This is a genomic window from Cellulomonas sp. P4_A2, assembly GCF_056402515.1.
The window spans coordinates 46,264-63,777 of the sequence record NZ_JBFUHG010000018.1 but is presented as its reverse complement, the minus strand read 5'-3'; the positions used below and the strand labels follow the sequence as shown (position 1 = coordinate 63,777).

16 protein-coding genes are annotated in these 17,514 nt (G+C 71.8%); 7 read left to right on the top strand and 9 right to left on the bottom strand.

Features of this window, described 5'->3' with window-relative positions; genetic code table 11:
* Window positions 1-12: 12 nt before the first annotated feature.
* The 3 genes from AC1DUE_RS16040 to AC1DUE_RS16030 all read right to left on the bottom strand — a co-directional run bounded on the left by AC1DUE_RS16040 (window position 13) and on the right by AC1DUE_RS16030 (window position 3,169).
* Window positions 13-804, bottom strand: coding sequence for a transglutaminase-like domain-containing protein (locus AC1DUE_RS16040; RefSeq protein WP_477040411.1), 792 nt, complete (start codon window positions 802-804; stop codon window positions 13-15).
* Between the two features lie 72 nt (window positions 805-876).
* Window positions 877-2,331 carry an SDR family NAD(P)-dependent oxidoreductase gene (locus AC1DUE_RS16035; protein WP_477040410.1) on the bottom strand — a complete coding sequence of 485 codons (1,455 nt, stop codon included), beginning with the start codon at window positions 2,329-2,331 and terminating at the stop codon, window positions 877-879.
* A gap of 79 nt (window positions 2,332-2,410) precedes the next feature.
* Complete coding sequence (locus tag AC1DUE_RS16030; RefSeq protein WP_477040409.1) at window positions 2,411-3,169, bottom strand: hypothetical protein; 759 nt, start codon at window positions 3,167-3,169, stop codon at window positions 2,411-2,413.
* 175 nt (window positions 3,170-3,344) lie between these two features.
* Between AC1DUE_RS16030 and gad the strand changes: the two genes are divergently transcribed.
* The 5 genes from gad to hrpB all read left to right on the top strand — a co-directional run bounded on the left by gad (window position 3,345) and on the right by hrpB (window position 9,873).
* Window positions 3,345-4,769 carry a glutamate decarboxylase gene (gene gad / locus AC1DUE_RS16025; protein ID WP_477040408.1) on the top strand — a complete coding sequence of 475 codons (1,425 nt, stop codon included), beginning with the start codon at window positions 3,345-3,347 and terminating at the stop codon, window positions 4,767-4,769.
* Entirely contained in the window at window positions 4,766-5,653 is an 888-nt protein-coding gene (locus AC1DUE_RS16020; protein ID WP_477040407.1) for a hypothetical protein, read from the top strand. The genes gad and AC1DUE_RS16020 overlap by 4 nt, the downstream gene beginning before the upstream one ends.
* Window positions 5,650-6,351 (top strand): RraA family protein, encoded by a 702-nt coding sequence (locus tag AC1DUE_RS16015; RefSeq protein ID WP_477040406.1) that lies wholly within the window; start codon window positions 5,650-5,652, stop codon window positions 6,349-6,351. The genes AC1DUE_RS16020 and AC1DUE_RS16015 overlap by 4 nt, the downstream gene beginning before the upstream one ends.
* A gap of 100 nt (window positions 6,352-6,451) precedes the next feature.
* Complete coding sequence (locus AC1DUE_RS16010) at window positions 6,452-7,345, top strand: phosphatase PAP2 family protein (protein ID WP_477040405.1); 894 nt, start codon at window positions 6,452-6,454, stop codon at window positions 7,343-7,345.
* A 47-nt stretch (window positions 7,346-7,392) separates the two neighbouring features.
* Window positions 7,393-9,873 carry an ATP-dependent helicase HrpB gene (gene hrpB, locus AC1DUE_RS16005; protein ID WP_477040404.1) on the top strand — a complete coding sequence of 827 codons (2,481 nt, stop codon included), beginning with the start codon at window positions 7,393-7,395 and terminating at the stop codon, window positions 9,871-9,873.
* Here hrpB and AC1DUE_RS16000 read toward each other — a convergent pair.
* The 4 genes from AC1DUE_RS16000 to AC1DUE_RS15985 form a co-directional block, all read right to left on the bottom strand.
* On the bottom strand, window positions 9,863-10,657 hold the full coding sequence (locus AC1DUE_RS16000; protein WP_477040403.1) for a tyrosine-protein phosphatase: 795 nt from the start codon (window positions 10,655-10,657) through the stop codon (window positions 9,863-9,865). The genes hrpB and AC1DUE_RS16000 overlap by 11 nt on opposite strands.
* A 26-nt stretch (window positions 10,658-10,683) precedes the next feature.
* Complete coding sequence (locus AC1DUE_RS15995; RefSeq protein ID WP_477040402.1) at window positions 10,684-11,082, bottom strand: SHOCT domain-containing protein; 399 nt, start codon at window positions 11,080-11,082, stop codon at window positions 10,684-10,686.
* Between the two features lie 137 nt (window positions 11,083-11,219).
* Window positions 11,220-12,044: a bestrophin-like domain gene (locus AC1DUE_RS15990; RefSeq protein ID WP_477040401.1), complete on the bottom strand. Its 825-nt coding sequence runs from the start codon at window positions 12,042-12,044 to the stop codon at window positions 11,220-11,222.
* Between the two features lie 88 nt (window positions 12,045-12,132).
* Complete coding sequence (locus AC1DUE_RS15985; protein ID WP_477040400.1) at window positions 12,133-14,229, bottom strand: PQQ-dependent sugar dehydrogenase; 2,097 nt, start codon at window positions 14,227-14,229, stop codon at window positions 12,133-12,135.
* A gap of 242 nt (window positions 14,230-14,471) precedes the next feature.
* Between AC1DUE_RS15985 and AC1DUE_RS15980 the strand changes: the two genes are divergently transcribed.
* Window positions 14,472-15,719 (top strand): arginine deiminase, encoded by a 1,248-nt coding sequence (locus AC1DUE_RS15980; protein WP_477040399.1) that lies wholly within the window; start codon window positions 14,472-14,474, stop codon window positions 15,717-15,719.
* On the opposite strand, the gene AC1DUE_RS15975 is transcribed toward AC1DUE_RS15980, so the two are convergent.
* Both AC1DUE_RS15975 and AC1DUE_RS15970 read right to left on the bottom strand, forming a co-directional pair.
* The gene (locus AC1DUE_RS15975) at window positions 15,716-16,372 is read right to left on the bottom strand and encodes a hypothetical protein (RefSeq protein ID WP_477040398.1); all 657 of its coding nucleotides are present in this window, start codon (window positions 16,370-16,372) and stop codon (window positions 15,716-15,718) included. The two genes, AC1DUE_RS15980 and AC1DUE_RS15975, sit on opposite strands and share 4 nt — an antisense overlap.
* A gap of 208 nt (window positions 16,373-16,580) precedes the next feature.
* A complete protein-coding gene (locus tag AC1DUE_RS15970; protein ID WP_477040397.1) occupies window positions 16,581-17,090 on the bottom strand; it encodes a hypothetical protein in 510 nt (169 codons plus the stop codon).
* On the opposite strand from AC1DUE_RS15970, the gene AC1DUE_RS15965 reads away from it, so the two are divergent.
* Complete coding sequence (locus AC1DUE_RS15965; protein WP_477040396.1) at window positions 17,077-17,514, top strand: RICIN domain-containing protein; 438 nt, start codon at window positions 17,077-17,079, stop codon at window positions 17,512-17,514. The two genes, AC1DUE_RS15970 and AC1DUE_RS15965, sit on opposite strands and share 14 nt — an antisense overlap.

Below are 17,514 nucleotides of genomic sequence, written 5' to 3'. Positions count from 1 at the left end.
CCCGGCGAAGGTTCAGCCGATGACGACCAGGTCCCGCACGTCGTCGTCGGGCAGTGTCTCGGCGACCGCTCTGACCTCGAGCTCGACCAGGTCGGCGAACCCGTGGTGGACGTTGAGGAACGCGGTGTCGGAGGCGTCGCGCCCGGTCGCGATCCGGACGAGCGTCGACCGCGGAGCGAGCGTGGTCGCGTCCACGACGTACCACTGCCCGTCCAGGTAGGCCTCGGCGACCGCGTGGAAGTCCATCGGCTGCAGCCCCGGCGCGTAGACCGAGGCCAGCCGGGCGGGTACGTCGAGGGCGCGCAGGAGGGCGACGACGAGGTGCGCGTAGTCGCGGCACACGCCCTCGCGGGCCAGCAACGTCCGCACGGCACCGTCGGTCGGCAGGCTCGAGCCCGGGACGTACGACAGCCGCGAACCCACCCAGGAGCTCACGGCGGCGAGCAGGTCGTACCCGTGCAGCCCGGCGAACTCGGCGTGGGCCGTCGGGCCGAGCGAGTCCGACTCGCAGTAGCGGCTGGGACGGAGGTAGCGCAGGAGGTCGGGCTCGTCGGCGGGCTGGGAGGCGGCGCGCCCGTCGACCGTCGCGGTGTAGTCGAGCAGCAGCCGGCCGACGCCGGCGTCGAGCACGTGCAGGCGCGTCCCGTGGTGGTCGAGGAGCTCGCGCGGCTCGACGAACGTCCCGTCGATCGAGACCGTCAACGCCTCCGTGACGGCGTACTGGGTGGACACGGCAAGCTCGAACGCGAGCGTCGCGGGCGACGTCACGTCGAGGACCAGGTGGGCGCTCATCTCGCGATGCATGCGCCGATCGTGGCGGGTCCCGGCCCTGGGCGCCTCTGGGCGCAGGCTACGTGCCCCCGAGTGTGACCAGCGTCACCACGCGGAGCGGACGTAGTCCTTCAGGAAGCAGCCATAGAGGTCCTCGCCGGCCTCGCCGCGCACGATCGGGTCGTAGACGCGGGCGGCGCCGTCGACGAGGTCCAGGGGAGCGTGGAAGCCCTCCTCGGCCAGCCGGACCTTGGTCGGGTGCGGCCGCTCGTCGGTGATCCAGCCGGTGTCGACGCTGGTCATGAGGATGCCGTCCTGCGCCAGCTCGTTCGCGCTCGTGCGCGTGAGCATGTTGAGCGCCGCCTTGGCCATGTTGGTGTGCGGGTGGCCCGGGCCCTTGTAGCCACGGGAGAAGACACCCTCCATCGCGGAGACGTTGACCACGTACGCGTTGCCGGGGACCGCGCGCATCACGTGCCGCAGGCGGCTGACCAGGATGAACGGCGCGGTCTGGTTGCACAGCTGGACCTCGAGCAGCTCCATCGGGTCCACCTGGTCGACGGTGTGCACCCAGCTGTTGGACTCGGCGGTGTCGGGCACGAGGCCGCCCGCGTCGATCGCGGTGCCGGCCACCAGGCGCGTGAGGGACGCGGCCTCGGCGGTGAGCGCGAGCTCGGCGACACCCGCGCCGGGGGCGATGCTCGTCAGCTCGGTGACCGACCCGGCCAGGGCGTGCGGGTGCGCGCTGCTCGTCCGGCCGAACGTCGTGATCGGCGGCAGCGCGCGGTCGGGCAGCGGCTCCAGCTCGGCGTCCGCGAGGTGCGAGTACGCGCCCGGCGAGCGCCGGACCGTCTGGGCGGCGTTGTTGATGAGGATGTCGAGCGGGCCCTGGGAGGCGATCTCGTCGGCGAGGGCGACCACCTGGGCCGGGTCGCGCAGGTCGATGCCGACGATGCTCAGCCGGTCGAGCCAGTCGGCGCTGTCCGGCATCGCGGCGAACCGGCGCGCGGCGTCGCGGGGGAACCGCGTGGTGATCGTCGTCGTCGCACCGTCGCGCAGCAGGCGCAGGGCGATGTACATGCCGATCTTGGCGCGTCCGCCGGTGAGCAGGGCGCGCTTGCCGGTCAGGTCGGTGCGGGCGTCCCGCTTGGCGTGGTTGAGCAGCGCGCACGCCGGGCAGAGCTGGTGGTAGAACGCGTCGACGTCGACGTACGGCTCCTTGCAGATGTAGCAGGGCCGGGCCTTGAGCAGCGTCCCGGCGGTCGCGCCCTGGGCCGACGACACGAGCGGGATGCCGTTGGTCTCGTCGTCGATCCGGCCCGGGCTGCCGGTGGCCGTCGCCGCGATGACCGCGCGGTCGGCCGAGCTGATCGCGTCGCGCTTCTCGGCGCGGCGCTGCTTCTTGGCGGCCTTGAAGAGTGCCGAGGTGGCACGGCGGGCGAGCGCGAGGTGCGGGTGGTCCGACGGGAGCGCGCTGATCTGCTCGGCGACGCGCAGGAACGTCTCGAGGTCGACGGCATCGACCTCGTCGGTGGCGGGAGCGTTGGTCAGTGCGGTCATCGTGCGGAGTCCTCGGTGGTCGTCGTGCCGTGGCCGACGAGCAGAGGTGAGCACGAGAGCGGGGCGCGGGGGAGAGCGGTCAGTCTACCGGCAGGCCCGAGGGGCTCTCCGGGCGCCCGCCGACGAGGTCGCGCAGCCGGTTGTGCCGCCGCTCGTACCGCTCTCCGAACCTCGCGCGCGACCGAGCCAGCTTCTTGGCCCCGTACCGCCGGAGTGCCCACCACGAGGACGGTTTGGCCAGCCGGGCCGCACCGATCCAGGCGACGGCCGGGACGACGACGCCCAGGATGCCGGTGGCGAGCTTGCCCTTGAGCACGCAGACGAGCGCGAAGAGCATGTGGAAGACGACGACGGCGGTGTACAACCAGCCCGACACCCCCTGTGCGCGCGTGGTGCCGATGGGCGAGACACCGAGCAGGATCGCGAACCCGAGCGCCCCGCCGACGAGGATCGCGTCGATCGACTTGCGGCCCTCCTGGGACCAGTAGACGTCGTCGAGGTGGAACCAGAGGGCGAACTCGTCGAGCGTCAGCGCCGCCCCCGCACCGAAGGCGAGCGCGAGGACGTCGATCGCGGGCGACTGCGGCGTGAACCGGAAGACGAGCAGGCCGGAGACCAGCACCAGCACGATGCCCCACACCTGGTGGTGGACGTGGACGCCGCCGATGTGGACGTCCTTGACCGGGCCGCCCTGCGGGGCCCCCGCGTCGCGCGTCGCGGCGGCGTGGATCCGACGGGTGATCGTCCGGACCAGGACGAAGGTGATCACGAACCCGACCAGCGCCCACAGAGCAGGCGAGCGGCCGCTGTCGACGAACGTCGTCCGGTACCAGTCCACCGCTGTCCCTCCGCGACCAGGGTGCTGCCTCCCTCCGGACCCTAGCGAGATGCCGAGAAGTCGCCACAGACCGGGACGTACCGTCATGTTCGGCTGCTACGTTCGGCAGGCAGGCACGTGCACATCTCCGCAGGCAGCAGGCCCAGGGACCCGCGGATGGACTCGAGGAGCAACGGTGAGCAAGAAGCTTGAGAGCAGTGACGTGTTCGGCCCGATCCACGGGCGTCCCAGCTTCCGCGAGCACATCGACCGCGGCACCTTCCCGGAGCACGGGATCGATGCCGACGAGGCCTACGAGCTGCTGCACACCGGTCTGATGCTCGACGGCCGGGAGACGCTGAACCTCGCGTCCTTCGTGACGACCTGGATGGAGCCGCAGGCCGAGAAGCTCATCCACGACACGATCCGCAAGAACCACATCGACCACGAGGAGTACCCGGCGGCGTCCCTCGTCGAAGAGGCGGCCGTGCACATGCTCGGCGACCTGTTCCACGCGCCCGACAACGCCCAGGTCGTGGGCGTCGCCACGATCGGGTCCTCCGAGGCGATCATGCTCGGCCTGCTGGCGCACAAGCGCACGTGGCGCAACCGCCGTGCTGCTGCCGGGCTGCCGACCGACAAGCCGAACGTCGTGTTCGGCGCCGAGACGCACGTCGTCTGGGACAAGTTCGCCAACTACTTCGACGTCGAGATGCGCAAGATCCCGATGAAGCCGGACCGGTTCGTGATCAGCGCGGCCGACGTCGAGCCGCTCGTCGACGAGAACACCATCGCGGTCGGAGCGGTGCTGGGCACCACGCACATCGGCGAGTCCGACCCGATCGAGGAGATCAACGACCTCCTGGTCCGCATCAAGAAGGAGAAGGGCTGGGACGTCCCGCTGCACGTGGACGGGGCCAGCGGTGCGTTCATCGCGCCGTTCTCCGAGCCCGACTTCAAGTTCGACTTCCGTCTCGAGCAGGTGGCCTCGATCAACGCCTCCGGGCACAAGTACGGCCTGGTCTACCCGGGCGTCGGCTGGCTGATCTTCCGCGACGGCTCCAAGCTGCCCGAGGACCTGGTCTTCAGCGTCAACTACCTCGGCGGGGCGCAGCCCACCTACACGTTCAACTTCTCGCGCGGGTCCGCGATGATCCAGGCGCAGCTGTACAACTTCGTGCGCCTCGGTCGCAGCGGGTACACCTCGATCGTCGAGACGATGCTGGCCAACGCCCGCTTCCTCAACGAGAGCCTGGTGGCCAGCGGCAAGTTCGAGATCCTCAACCCGGGCCTGGCCGAGCCGGTGGTGACGTTCACGCTCAAGGGGGACCCGGGCTTCGACGTGTACCACCTGTCCGCCAAGCTGCGTGAGGACGGCTGGATCGTCCCCGCGTACAGCCTGCCGCCGGACGCGCAGGAGACCCACCTGATGCGGGTCGTCGTCCGGCTCGACCTGAGCCGGCTGATGGTCGAGCAGCTGCTCAAGGACCTGCACCTGGCCTACGACACACTCGTCGCGGAGCAGCCGACGCACGACCAGACCCGCAAGCCCGACGTCTGGACCTCGCCCGCGCACGCCGCCGCCAAGAGCAAGGCGCGCACGGGCTTCACCAAGAAATGAGCACGAGCACCACCACCGTTCCCGACCTGCCCGACGGGTGGCGGGTCGTCGAGACGTCCGGACCGGCATCGTTCGTCACCCGCGCCGTGCTGGAGCGTCCCGACGGGTCGCGGGTGCACTGGAGCTCACGTCGGCACCGCAAGGGGCTGGGCCTGCTCGAGGACCGCGTCCTGGACCCTGCGCGGACCTGGGCGAGCCGCCCGAGCGCGATGAGCTGGTGGATCGGCAGCCTGTTCGCGGTCGGCTCGGTCTGCTTCGCGCTCGGCTCGCTGCCGGTGTACTTCGACAACATCGCGCCCGAGATCGTCGCGTGGACCTTCTTCGTCGGCTCGATCTTCTTCACGAGCGCCGCCTACCTGCAGTACCGGGAGACGGTGGCGGCGCCCGAGGGGATCTTCGTCGACAGGCAGACCCGCGGACCGCTGCGCCGGCTCATCGGTTGGAAGCCGCGCCGCCTGGACTTCTGGGCGGCGTTCGTCCAGCTGGTCGGGACGCTGTTCTTCAACGTCACCACGTTCGCGGCGACGCGCGCGGACCTGAGCCTCGCGCAGGACCGGCACCTGGTGTGGGCACCCGACGCGCTCGGCTCGGTCGCGTTCCTCGTGGCCAGCTGGTTCGCCTACTCCGAGGTGAACCGCGGGATCCTGCCGCGCTCGGACCGCTCGACCGGCTGGCGCATCAGCGCGCTCAACATGCTCGGATCGATCGCGTTCGGGGCGTCGGCGATCGGTTCGCGCTACGTGCGCTCGACCGGCGAGCTGGCCAACCTCGCCCTCGTCAACGCGGGCACCTTCCTGGGGGCCGTCTGCTTCCTGCTCGGTGCGATCCTGCTGCCGGTCGAGTCGGCGCGCGACCGGGTCCCGGAGAGCGCGGCGGCGGCGTGAGCGGCCTGCGGGACCGGGTGCTCGGCCTGACCAGCGCGCACGTGGCCGACGGCTGCATCCGCGTCGGCGTGGACGTGCGGTGCGCGCCGGCCGACGTCCGGGCCGCGTTCCCGGCGGGCAAGGTCTTCGGCCGCGTGCTGCCGGCGCAGCACGCGGGGTCGGTCGACGTGTTCCTCGAGGCGTTCGAGCGGGCCGGGGAGGGCGACGTCCTGGTCGTCGACGACGGCGGCCGGGTCGACCGGGCGTGCGTGGGCGACCTCGTCGCGCTCGAGGCGCGTGCCGCGGGGATCGGCGGGATCGTGATCTGGGGGCTGCACCGGGACACCGTCGACCTGCGAGCGATCGGGCTGCCGGTGTTCAGCCAGGGCGCGCTGCCGACCGGTCCGCTGGGCGTCGAGCCGCGCCACCCGGACGCGTTGACGTGGGCGCGCGTCGGCGAGTGGGTGGTCGGGCCGGACGACCTGGTCCTCGGGGACGAGGACGGCGTGCTGTTCGTGCCCGCCGAGCGCGCGACCGCCGTGCTCGATGCGGCCGAGCGGATCCGGGACACGGAACGCCGCCAGGCCGAGCTCGTCCGTGGCGGCACCCCGCTGCGGTCGCAGGTCCGCTTCCGGGAGTTCCTGGCGCGGCGGGACCGGGAACCCGCCCTGACGTTCCGGGAGCACCTGCGATCGGTCGAAGGTGCCATCGAGGAGTGACCCGGGCGAACGGATCCTTAAGGTTTGCTGACGGATGTCACACCATCCGACGGGCCTCGCCCGTAATTCATGTCGTAGCCGTCCGCTAGCCTCGGACGCGATGGTCGAACAGGGGCCCACCCGGAACGTCGCGAGACGCGCAGCCGTGCGCGAGCTCGCCCTCGTGGTTGCCCTCTACGCGGCCTACAGCGCCACCCGGTTCGTCGTCGGCGGCGACTGGGGCGCGGCCCGGCACCACGCGCTGGACATCCTCGAGGTCGAGCGCTTCCTGCACATCGACGTCGAGCACGCCATCAACCACTGGGTCACTCCGCTGACACCGGTCACGGTCTTCTCGGCGTACTGGTACGCGACGATGCACTTCATCGTCACGTGGACCGTGCTGGTGATCCTGTACGTCCGCCGTCCGACGCTGTACCGGCCCGCGCGCACGGCGCTGTTCGCCGCGACGTTCATCGCGCTGCTCGGCTACATGTTCTACCCGACGGCCCCGCCGCGGCTCACCGCGGGCTACATCGACACCGTGGCCGCGACCTCGCAGTACGGCTGGTGGCCGTCGGCGGCCGAGCAGGCGCAGAACGCCAGCACCGTCACCAACCAGGTCGCGGCGATGCCGTCGATGCACGTCGGCTGGGCCCTGTGGGTGAGTGTCGTCCTGGCGTGCCTCGCCCGACGGCGCTGGCTCAAGGTCCTCGCGTTCGGCTACGTCACCATGACCACGGCCGTCGTCGTCCTGACCGCCAACCACTGGCTCCTCGACGCGGTCGCGGGTGGCGCGCTCGTCCTGGCGTGCTGGTGGGCCGCGCGCAAGCCGTACGGTCCTGCGTCCGCCACCGGGCGCAAGGGCACCGGCAAGGTCGCGGTGCCCGAGGACTACGCCTTGGCCGCCGCCGAGAACCGTCCCGGAGCGGATGTGCACGAGCCCGCTCCGGCGGTCGAGCACATGGACGCCACGACGCACGACCGGGACCCGGGCCGGCCCCCTGGCGGCTGACGCGTCCGCGGTCGTCACCACAGCCCGGACCAGGGCAGACTCCAGCCGTGGACGACGACCCGATCGCGAGGCTGCTGGCGGACCCGCCGCAGCTCCCGGTCCGGGACGCGCTCGACGCCGTCGCGGCCGCGGTCCTGGCCCACGGGGTCGTCGTCGTGCAGGCGCCGCCGGGCACCGGCAAGACCACGCTCGTCCCGCCGGCCGTCGCCGCCGCGGTCCGGGGCCGCATCGTCGTCACCCAGCCGCGCCGGATCGCCGCCCGCGCGGCCGCTCGCCGGCTGGCACACCTCCTCGGGGAACCGGTCGGTGGAACGGTCGGCTACAGCGTGCGCGGCGAGAGCCGCACCAGCGCCCGGACGCGGATCGAGGTGGTCACCACCGGGATCCTGCTGCGCAGGCTCCAACGTGATCCCGAGCTCGCGGGGGTCGGCGCGGTGGTGCTCGACGAGGTGCACGAGAGGCACCTGGACGGGGACCTGACCCTGGCGCTCCTGGTCGACGTCCGCGCGCACCTGCGCGACGACCTCGTCCTGGTCGCGATGTCGGCGACGCTCGAGGCCACCCGCACCGCGGACCTGCTCGGTCGCGCGCCGGTCGTGGCCGTCGAGGGCGCCCTGCACCCGGTGGACGTGCTCTGGTGCCCTGCTCCGCCGCGCGTCGCCCGCACCGACGAGCGCGGGATCACGCCGGGGTTCCTCGATCACGTGGCTGCGACCGTCCGCCGCGCTTTTGACGAGCGCGCGGGCGACGTCCTGGTCTTCGTGCCGGGCGCCGGCGAGGTCGGCGCCGTGTCGCGGCGCCTCGCGGGCGTCGACGCCGACGTCCGGCCCCTGCACGGACGACTGCCGCCGCGCGACCAGGACCTGGCCCTTGCTCCCGGTCCGCGCCGACGCGTGGTGGTCTCGACGGCGGTGGCCGAGTCGTCGTTGACCGTGCCCGGCGTGCGGGTGGTGGTCGACGCAGGCTTCTCACGGCAGCCGCGCACGGACCACCGGCGCGGGCTGGCGGGGCTGGTGACCGTCGGCGTGAGCCGTGCGGCGGCCGAGCAGCGCGCCGGGCGGGCCGGGCGGGAGGGCCCCGGCGCCGTGTACCGCTGCTGGACGGAGGCGGACCACGTGCGGCTCGTGGCCCATCCCGAGCCGGAGATCCGCACGGCAGACCTGACGGCGTTCGCACTCGAGCTGGCGTGCTGGGGGAGCCCCTCGGGGTCGGACCTGGCGCTGCTCGACCCGCCGCCCGCGGCCGCGCTGGAGTCGGCCGTCCAGACGCTCCGGGACCTGGGCGCGGTCGCGGCGGACGGCACCGTGACCGAGCGCGGACGCGCGGTGGCGGCCGTGCCTGCCGACCCTCGGCTCGCCCGCGCCCTCCTCGACGGCGCGCCGGCGGTGGGCGCACGGCGGGCCGCCGAGGTCGTCGCGATGCTGTCCGACGACCTGCGCGCGCCCGGTGGCGACCTCGTCGCCGCCCTTCGTGAGGTCCGGCGCGGCAGCCCCGACACGGAGCGCTGGCGGGCGCAGACCGAGCGGCTGCTCTCCGCGCTGCCGGATCGGACCCGCGGTGGCTCGCTGACCGACGACCTGGCCGCGGCGTTCGTCGTCGCCCTCGCGCACCCCGACCGGATCGCCCGTCTGCGGCCGGGCGGGTCGGCGTACCTCATGGCGTCCGGTACCGGCGCGACCCTGCCTCCGGGGTCGCCGCTCACGGGGTTCGGATGGCTCGCCGTGGCGGACGCCGACCGGGGAGCGGCCCGACGCGACGCGACGATCCGCTCGGCGGCCCCGTTCGACGGGGACCTGGCGCTCGAGGCGGCCCCGGCGCTGGTGCGCGACGAGGAGCGCGTCGCCTGGCAGGACGGTCGGGTGGTCGCGCGGCGGGTGCGGTCGCTCGGCGCGATCGAGCTGGCGTCGTCGCGGGTGGCCAACCCCGACCCGACGCTCGTGCAGGCGGCGGTGCGCGAGGGCCTGCGCCAGGCCGGCCTCGGCGCGCTGCGGTGGACCGCCGGTGCGACGGCGCTGCGTGCACGGCTGGCCTTCCTGCACCGTGCGCTCGGTGCTCCGTGGCCGGACGTGTCCGACGAGTCCCTCCTGGCGACGCTCGACACGTGGCTCGGGCCGGACCTCGCCCGCGGTCCCTCCGACCTGCACCGCATCGACGTGACGTCGGCGCTGCGCCGGCTCCTGCCCTGGCCCGACGCCTCCCGACTGGACGTCCTGGCGCCCGAGCGGCTCCCGGTGCCGAGCGGCTCGACCGCGCACGTCGACTACGCCGGCGACCAGCCGGTGCTCGCGGTACGGCTGCAGGAGGCGTTCGGCTGGCGGCAGACGCCGCGGCTGGCCGACGGTCGGGTGCCCGTGCTCCTGCACCTGCTCTCGCCCGCCGGCCGGCCCGCGGCCGTCACGGCGGACCTGGAGTCGTTCTGGCGGAACGGCTACCCGCAGGTCCGCGCGGAGCTGCGCGGGCGGTACCCGAAGCACGCCTGGCCACAGGACCCGCTCGCGGCGGAGCCCACCCGGCGGGTCACTCGGTGAGGGCGTCCCGGATCCGCTGCTGCTGGTCGGCGTCGACGCCGAGGCCGTCCCGGAAGTAACCCTCGATCGAGCCGAACCGCGTCTCGACCTCGTCGAGCGCCGCGGCCAGGTACTCGGGTCGGACGCCGAGGACCGGGCTCAGCAGGGACGCGTCCCCACCGGCCGCGGTGAACTGGTCGAACAGCGGCTGCAGGTGAGGCACGAGCTGCTCGTTGGTGAGCAGGTAGTCGTACGACACGTCGTCCTTGCTGACACCCAGCAGCAGGAGCGTGGCCGCGGCCGCCCAGCCCGTGCGGTCCTTGCCGGTGGTGCAGTGGAACAGCAGCGGGAGGTCGTCTCCGTCGGCGAGCATGCCGAACAGCCGCCGGTAGGAGTCCAGGCCGCTGGGGAGCGACACGATCTGGCGGTAGGCCTGCGAGAGCAGCGCCACGGCCTTGCCGGCGCCCAGGATGTCCGCGGCCTGCGCCGGGTGTGCCATGAGCGTCAGGAGCTGCTCGGGCCCGTCGCCGCCGGCATCGGCCAGGACGTCCAGCACGATCTCGTCGACGCCCTCGAGGCGGCGGTCGGGCGCGGCCTCACGCTCGGGCGTGGTGCGCAGGTCGACGACCGTGCGCAGACCGAGCGCCTCGACGACGGGCGCGTCGGAGTCGTCGAGCCGGCTGAGGTCCGTCGACCGGAACACCACGCCCGTGCGCACCCGGCGACCGTCGGCGGTCGGGTAACCGCCGATGTCGCGCAGGTTCAGCAGGGACGCGAGGGCGATGGACTGCCCAGGTGTCGTCATCGGGACCTCAGCCGGCTCGTCGCGACTCAGGCCAGGGCCGCGGCCTTGAGCTTGTCGAACTCGCCCTGGTCGATGGCGCCGCTGTCGAGCAGGGCCTTCGCCTTGGCGATCTGGTCGGCGGCCGAGTCGGTCGAGCCGGCAGCCGTTCGGATCTGCGCGTTGAACTGCTCCTGCGCGGCAGCGGCCTGGGCCGCGCCACGCTCACCCATGCCCTTCCCGCGGAAGATCAGGTACAGCAGGATCCCGAGGAACGGCAGGATGATCAGGAAGAAGACCCACAGGGCCTTCACGCCGCCGCCGGTGTTCTTGTCCCGGAACAGGTCCGAGAAGATCGCGATCAGGAGCCAGAACCAGATCACGAACAGGAAGAACTCGAGCATCCAGAGCAGGATCCCACCGTTGCCGGATGACGTTTGAATGAGCATGTCGACTGTCTCCAAGTGCGGGAAGAGAGCATGGCGGGCGTCCGGCCGGTACGGGCGGAAGCCGACAGATCCGGCGTCCGCGCCTCGATACTAGGACCATCGGTGCACGTCAGACCCGCAGGTCGGGGCCGAGAGCCTCAGGTGGCTCTGCCGTCCGCGTCGCACGGGAGGGACAGGTCGAGGCCGAGGGCGGTCAGCTCCTCGTCGATGACCCGCATGTTGCGCTGCATCGCCGTGGGCTGCAGCTTGCCGAAGCCCTCGCCGTGCGGGTGGTCGAAGAACGTGAGGAGCAGCAGGAGCAGCGTGATGACGACCGTGACGCTGCCCATGAGCATGACCTGCGTCTTGGGGGACTCGCCGCGGTCCGCGAAGAACAGCATGTAGGCGAAGATCACGCCGGAGATGACGTAGAGGACCAGCCACAGGGGGAACGGGATCAGCCCCTCGGCGCCGTGCACCCGGTCGACACGGGCCTGCTCGCGGTCGGCCGTCTGGTCCATCCACCGGTCGTACGCGGACTGCTCGGTGTCGCTGCCGGGCGTGAAGTCCTGCAGCGTGCGGAACATCGCGACGCCCCACGGGTTGATCGAGTCCCCGATCGTGCCGTCCGCCATCGCGGGCCACTCGGTGCCGACGACGGAACGGCCGTAGCAGACGAGCTCGCCGCTCAGCTGCTTGCCCGTCGCCGCCGGGAAGAACTGGGCCGTCTCCAGCTGCTGCGCGACGATCGTCGCCTCGGCCTCCGCGCCGGAGCGCGCCTGGTCGTAGGAGTCGAAGGCCAGGAAGATGATGAAGCCGAGGAGCACCGAGAACCCCGTCGCCAGGACGCCGAACACGCCCGACGCGCGGTCTCCGTCCGTGAAGAAGCTCCCCACGGGTGCCCGCCGCCGCACGAACAGCATCGCCGTGCAGGTGAGCGCGGTGACGACGATGAGGACGGCCGCGCCCACGACGATGTTCATGGCCGGAAATATACGGGTCAGCGTGGTCCGTCCCGGACAGACGACGACCGACCCACCCCAGGGCGAGCCGGCCGCCGTGGTCCCGGCTTCAGCTGCCGAGCGTCACGTGGAAGAGCCTCTCGTCGCTGTTGTTCGCGATGCTGTCCTTGTCGCCCAGGTTGGTGGTCGTCATCCACAGACCACCGTCGGGCGCCGGCTCCACGGTGCGGATGCGGCCGTAGGTGCCGTTGAAGTAGGACTGCGCGCTGGGCAGGGCGTCCCCGACGATGGGCGTGCGGACGAGCCGGGTTCCGCGCTCGCACGCGACGTAGACCACGTCACGCACGATCGCGATGCCCGAGCACGATCCCTCGGAGGTCGGGTAGGTGCGCTTGGGAGCGATGTACCCGGCTGTGCCGCAGGTGCCGCTGGTGCCCTCGCACGCCGGCCAGCCGTAGTTGCCGCCCTTGGTGATGAGGTTGGTCTCGTCCATGATCCCGTTGCCGAACTCCTGCTCCCAGAGGCGTCCCTGGGAGTCGAAGGCGAGGCCCTGCGGGTTGCGGTGGCCGTAGCTCCAGACGAGGTTGCCGAAGGGGTTGTCCGACGGGACGGACCCGTCCGTGTTCATCCGCAGCACCTTGCCGTTGAGGCCGTTCCGGTTCTGCGCGTTGTCGCCGTTCTGCGCGTCACCGGTGCTCGCGTAGAGCTTGCCGTCCGGTCCGAAGCGCAGCCGCCCGCCGTTGTGGAACTTGTTGCGCAGGATGCCGCTGACCAGGACCTGCTCGGTCGAGAGGTTGAGCTTGTCGTTCTCGACCTTGATGCGCACGATCCGGTTGTCGGTCGGCGTCGTGTGCATGATGTAGAGCCAGTGGTCCGACGAGTACGTCGCAGCGATGGCCAGACCCATCAGGCCGCCCTCGCCGTCGGTGCTCTGGACGTTCGGGACGGTGCCGACGTCGAGAGTCGCGCCCGTCGTCGGGTTGAGCTTGACGATGTTCTGCGCGTCGCGGCGCGAGTACATGATCTGGCCGTCGGGCAGCGTGACCAGACCCCAGGGGATGTCCTTGTCCGTGCCGATCTGCGTGACCTCGCAGATCGAGCTGCCGCAGGCGGTGCCGGTCCGCACGTTCACCGTGCTGCTGCTCGGGCCGTAGTTCAGCTGTGCGTCACGCGCGACGACGTAGTACGCGTAGGTCGTGCTCGCTGCCAGGGTGCTGTCGACGAACGTGTTGTTCGGCAGCAGCGTCGCCGTACCGGTGTTCGTGCCGACCTTCGCGCCGTTGCGGTAGATGTCGTACGCGCGCACGCCGATGTTGTCGGTGGCGTGCGTCCAGGTCAGCGTGACCGTCGTGCCGCTGGCCGTGCCGGCCAGGTTCGTCGGGGCCGACGGGGGAGTCGTGTCGATCTGGCAGACCGGCGGCGTGATGTAGACGGTCGTGCTGGCCTGCGAGACGTTGCCGGCTGCGTCACGGGCGTTGACGTACAGCCCCCAGCGCACACCGGCGACGACCGGCAGGTCGGTGGTGAGGGTCGAGCCGCTCACCGTCTTGATCTGCTGACCGTCGTGGTAGACGTCGTAGTACGCCACGCCGACGTTGTCGTTCGAGGCGTTCCAGGAGAACGTCACGGCGTCGCAGACGAGGTTGCTCACCCGGGCGTTGCCGGGGACCGACGGGGGCGTCGCGTCGGGTGTGAACAGCGGCGAGGTCCACCGCTGGTTGTTCTGGCCGTTGCAGGTCCACAGCCCGACGAGCGTGCTGTTGGCGCTCGCGTTCCCCGTGACGTCGAGGCACAGACCCGAGTTCTGCGCAGTGATGGTGCCGTTCGAGTTGAGCCGCCACTTCTGGTTCTGGCCGCCGTTGCAGCTGTAGATCTGCACGATCGCGCCCGCGGTGGTGGACTGGCCGGCCACGTCGAGGCAGGTCACGGCGTCGTAGACCTTGAGCTCGCCGGCGGCCGTCAGGGTCCAGCCCTGGTTGCTCTGGCCGTTGCAGTCGTAGATGTTCACGCGGGCCTTGTTGGTGTGGCTCTGCCCGACGACGTCCAGGCACCGTTGGGACGCGACGCCCACGATGGTCGAGCCCGCCGCCGACGCGGTGCTGGCACCGGCGACTCCGACGAGCATCGTGGCGAGGGTGGCAAGAGCCGCGAGGGCGGCGACGAGGGCGCGCGGGCGGCGGCGCCTGCGCGGGGACGAGTCGTTCATGGACCGCTCCTTCGGGGTGGGCCGGCAAGGGGGTGTGCCATTCGGGGCATTTCTGGGGGGTTCTGGTGGATCGTTTCGCACTGCTGTGCTCTTCGCGCGCCGAGCGACGAGATGACCCGCACCGGCTGGACGGCCCGAGGGGGGCACGGCCCGGCCGCTCCTGTTGACCGGACGGCGGTGATCGGGGTCAATGGGGTGCAACCGCGGCACCGACGCGGGGTCGCCGACGAGCGGAGCGAGCGATGTCGACGAGGTCGTCCGGGTACGGCGTCCACTCCGAGGTGGGGCGACTGCGGACGGTGCTGGTGTGCCGGCCCGGCCTCGCGCACCGCAGGCTCACGCCGACCAACGCCGACGACCTCCTCTTCGACGACGTGCTGTGGGTCGAGAACGCGCAGCGGGACCATGCCGCGTTCGTCGACGAGCTCAAGGTGCGTGACGTCGACGTGCTCGAGCTCCACGACGTCCTGGCGCAGACGATGGCCGTCCCCGGCGCCCGGGACTGGCTGCTCGACCGCAAGATCGTCCCGGACCTCGTCGGGCTCGAGCTCGTCGACGCGACCCGCGACTACCTCGAGCAGCTGAGCCCCTCCGAGCTGGTCGAGCTGCTGATCGGCGGGCTGGCGGTCGAGGACCTGCCGGCCGACGTGCGGTCCGGCCAGTTCGTGCTCGCCGCGTCGTCGCCGGACGCCCGCGAGTACCTCATGCCGCCGCTGCCAAACACGCTCTACACGCGCGACACCACCTGCTGGCTCTACGGCGGCGTGACGCTGAACCCGCTGTACTTCCCGGCCCGTCGCGACGAGACGCTGCTGATGAAGGCGGTCTACCGGTTCCACCCGGACTTCGTCGGCTCGACCGTGCTGTGGGGCGACCCCGAGCGCGACTGGGGTCAGGCGTCGCTCGAGGGCGGTGACGTGATGCCCGTCGGCAACGGGACCGTGCTCGCCGGCATGAGCGAGCGCACGTCGCGGCAGGCGATCACGCAGCTGGCGGCCGCGCTCTTCGCGCAGGGTGCCGCCGACCGGGTGGTCGTGGCGGGGATGCCCAAGCTGCGCGCCGCGATGCACCTGGACACGGTCTTCACGTTCGCGGACCGGGACGTCGTGACGCTGTACCCGCGCATCGTCGACCAGATCCACGCCTTCACGCTGCGGCCCGGCGGCCCGGCGGGCGTGCACGTGACCGACGAGGGCTCCACGCCCTTCGTCGACGTCGTCTCCGGGGCGCTCGGCCTGCCGGGCCTGCGTGTGATCGAGACCGGGGGAGACGCGTACGCCTCGGAGCGCCAGCAGTGGGACAGCGGCAACAACGCGGTCGCGGTGGAGCCCGGGGTCGTGTTCACCTACGACCGCAACACGACGACGAACGCCCTGCTCCGGGCCGCGGGCATCGAGGTGCTGGAGATCACCGGGGCCGAGCTGGGGCGGGGCCGCGGCGGGGGGCACTGCATGACCTGCCCGATCGCCCGGGATGCGGTCGAGCTCTAGGGTTCGACGCGCGGGCGCTCGGCGGTGACGAGGATGGCGATGCTCAGCACCAGGACCCACGCGGGGAAGAGCAGCTCGACCCAGCGGTCGCTCCCTGCGGTCAGCAGCAGCACGAGCGCCGCCCCGTACCCGACGAACGCGAGACCGCGGTGCACCGAGGCGGTCCGCAGCACGACCGTGCTGACGGTCAGGGTGAAGACGGCGGCCATGCGCATCGCGTAGACGTTGATCAGGGTCGTGGTCGTGTGCCGGCCGAAGTCCCACAGGCCGAGGTCGAGGTTGGGGCTGGCCACCATGCCGATCAGGCTCGTGGTCATCGCCGAGCCCAGGAAGAGCATCGCCAGGAACAGCAGTCCGCTGCCGAGGAAGACCGACGAGAAGAGCCGGTCCTCGGTGGCGCCCAGCTGGTCGCGGACGACGCCGATGAACCACAGGAACGCGATGCCGGCGAACGGCACGAGCTGCAGGGCGAACCTGATGAGGTGCTGCCGCCCGGGGTTCTCGGCGAGCTCGGCAAGGTCCTGGTCGGCCACGGCCAGGCGCATGATCACCAGCACCGCCATGAGCAGGATCGCGAACACGATGCCACCGACGGCCGCGGACCTGCGGCTGCGCCAGCGCTGGGCGGTGACGGCTCTGCTCTGGCTGGTCATGATCCTGCTCTCGCTCAGGGACTGCGCCGATCGGGTGCCGGACGGCAGGGTCTCAATCGCCAGGTTCCGCCCGATATGGGCGGGGCCATCTGGACCAATCGTGCAAGAACTGCTTCCCGGTGTCATAAGCCCCACGACATGATCCCGACGGTTCACCCGTTCGGGAGTCGTAGCTCGCACGAGCACCCTTCCGCGTTCACGAAGAAGGTCACATGCGCAGTCCGAGGCTCAGGCGATCGGTGACGGTGCTCGCGACCATCGTGCTCGGGCTGGGCAGTCTCCTCACCCTGGCGAACGGCGCGCAAGCGGCCAACCCGACACCGACGCCGACCCCGACCGTGACGCCCAGGCCGACTCCGACGCCGACCGTGACGCCCAAGCCGACGCCGACACCCACGCCGACGCCCAAGCCGACGCCGACCGCGACGCCCAAGCCGACACCGACGCCGACCCCGACGCCCAAGCCGACACCGAAGCCGACGCCCACACCGACGGCGACCCCGAAGCCGACGACGTCGCCGAAGCCCCCGGTCGTGACACCGACCACGGCGCCGAAGCCCCCGGTGGCTGCGCCGGACCCGAAGACCCCCGTCGCACCGCCGGCGCCGGCACCCGCGGCGCAGTCCCCGGCGGCGCCTCCCGCCGCCGCTCCGACGCCGTCGGACACGTCGGCGGCCCCGTCGGACGTGCCCACGGCCCCGTCGATGAAGCCGGTCAAGGTGCCCGGCTCGGCGCCGACCCTGACGCCGGCGGGACAGTCCAGCCTGGTGAAGGGCGCCGAGTCCGGCCGGTGCATCGACCTGCCGAGCTCCACGCAGCTGAGCGGGACGCAGGTCACGCTCTGGGACTGCAGCGGCGGCACCAACCAGAAGTGGACCGCGACCTACTCCAAGCAGCTGATGATCTACGGCACGCGCTGCCTGGACGCCAAGGGCAGCGGCACGACCGACGGCACGCCGGTGATCGTGTGGTCCTGCCACGGCGGCGCCAACCAGCAGTGGCAGGTCATGGCCGACGGCACGATCGTGAGCATCGCGTCGGGCAAGTGCCTGGACGCCGCCGGGCACGGGACGGGCAAGGGCACCAAGCTCCAGCTCTGGACGTGCAACGGCGGCAAGAACCAGCAGTGGGCGCGCAGCTGA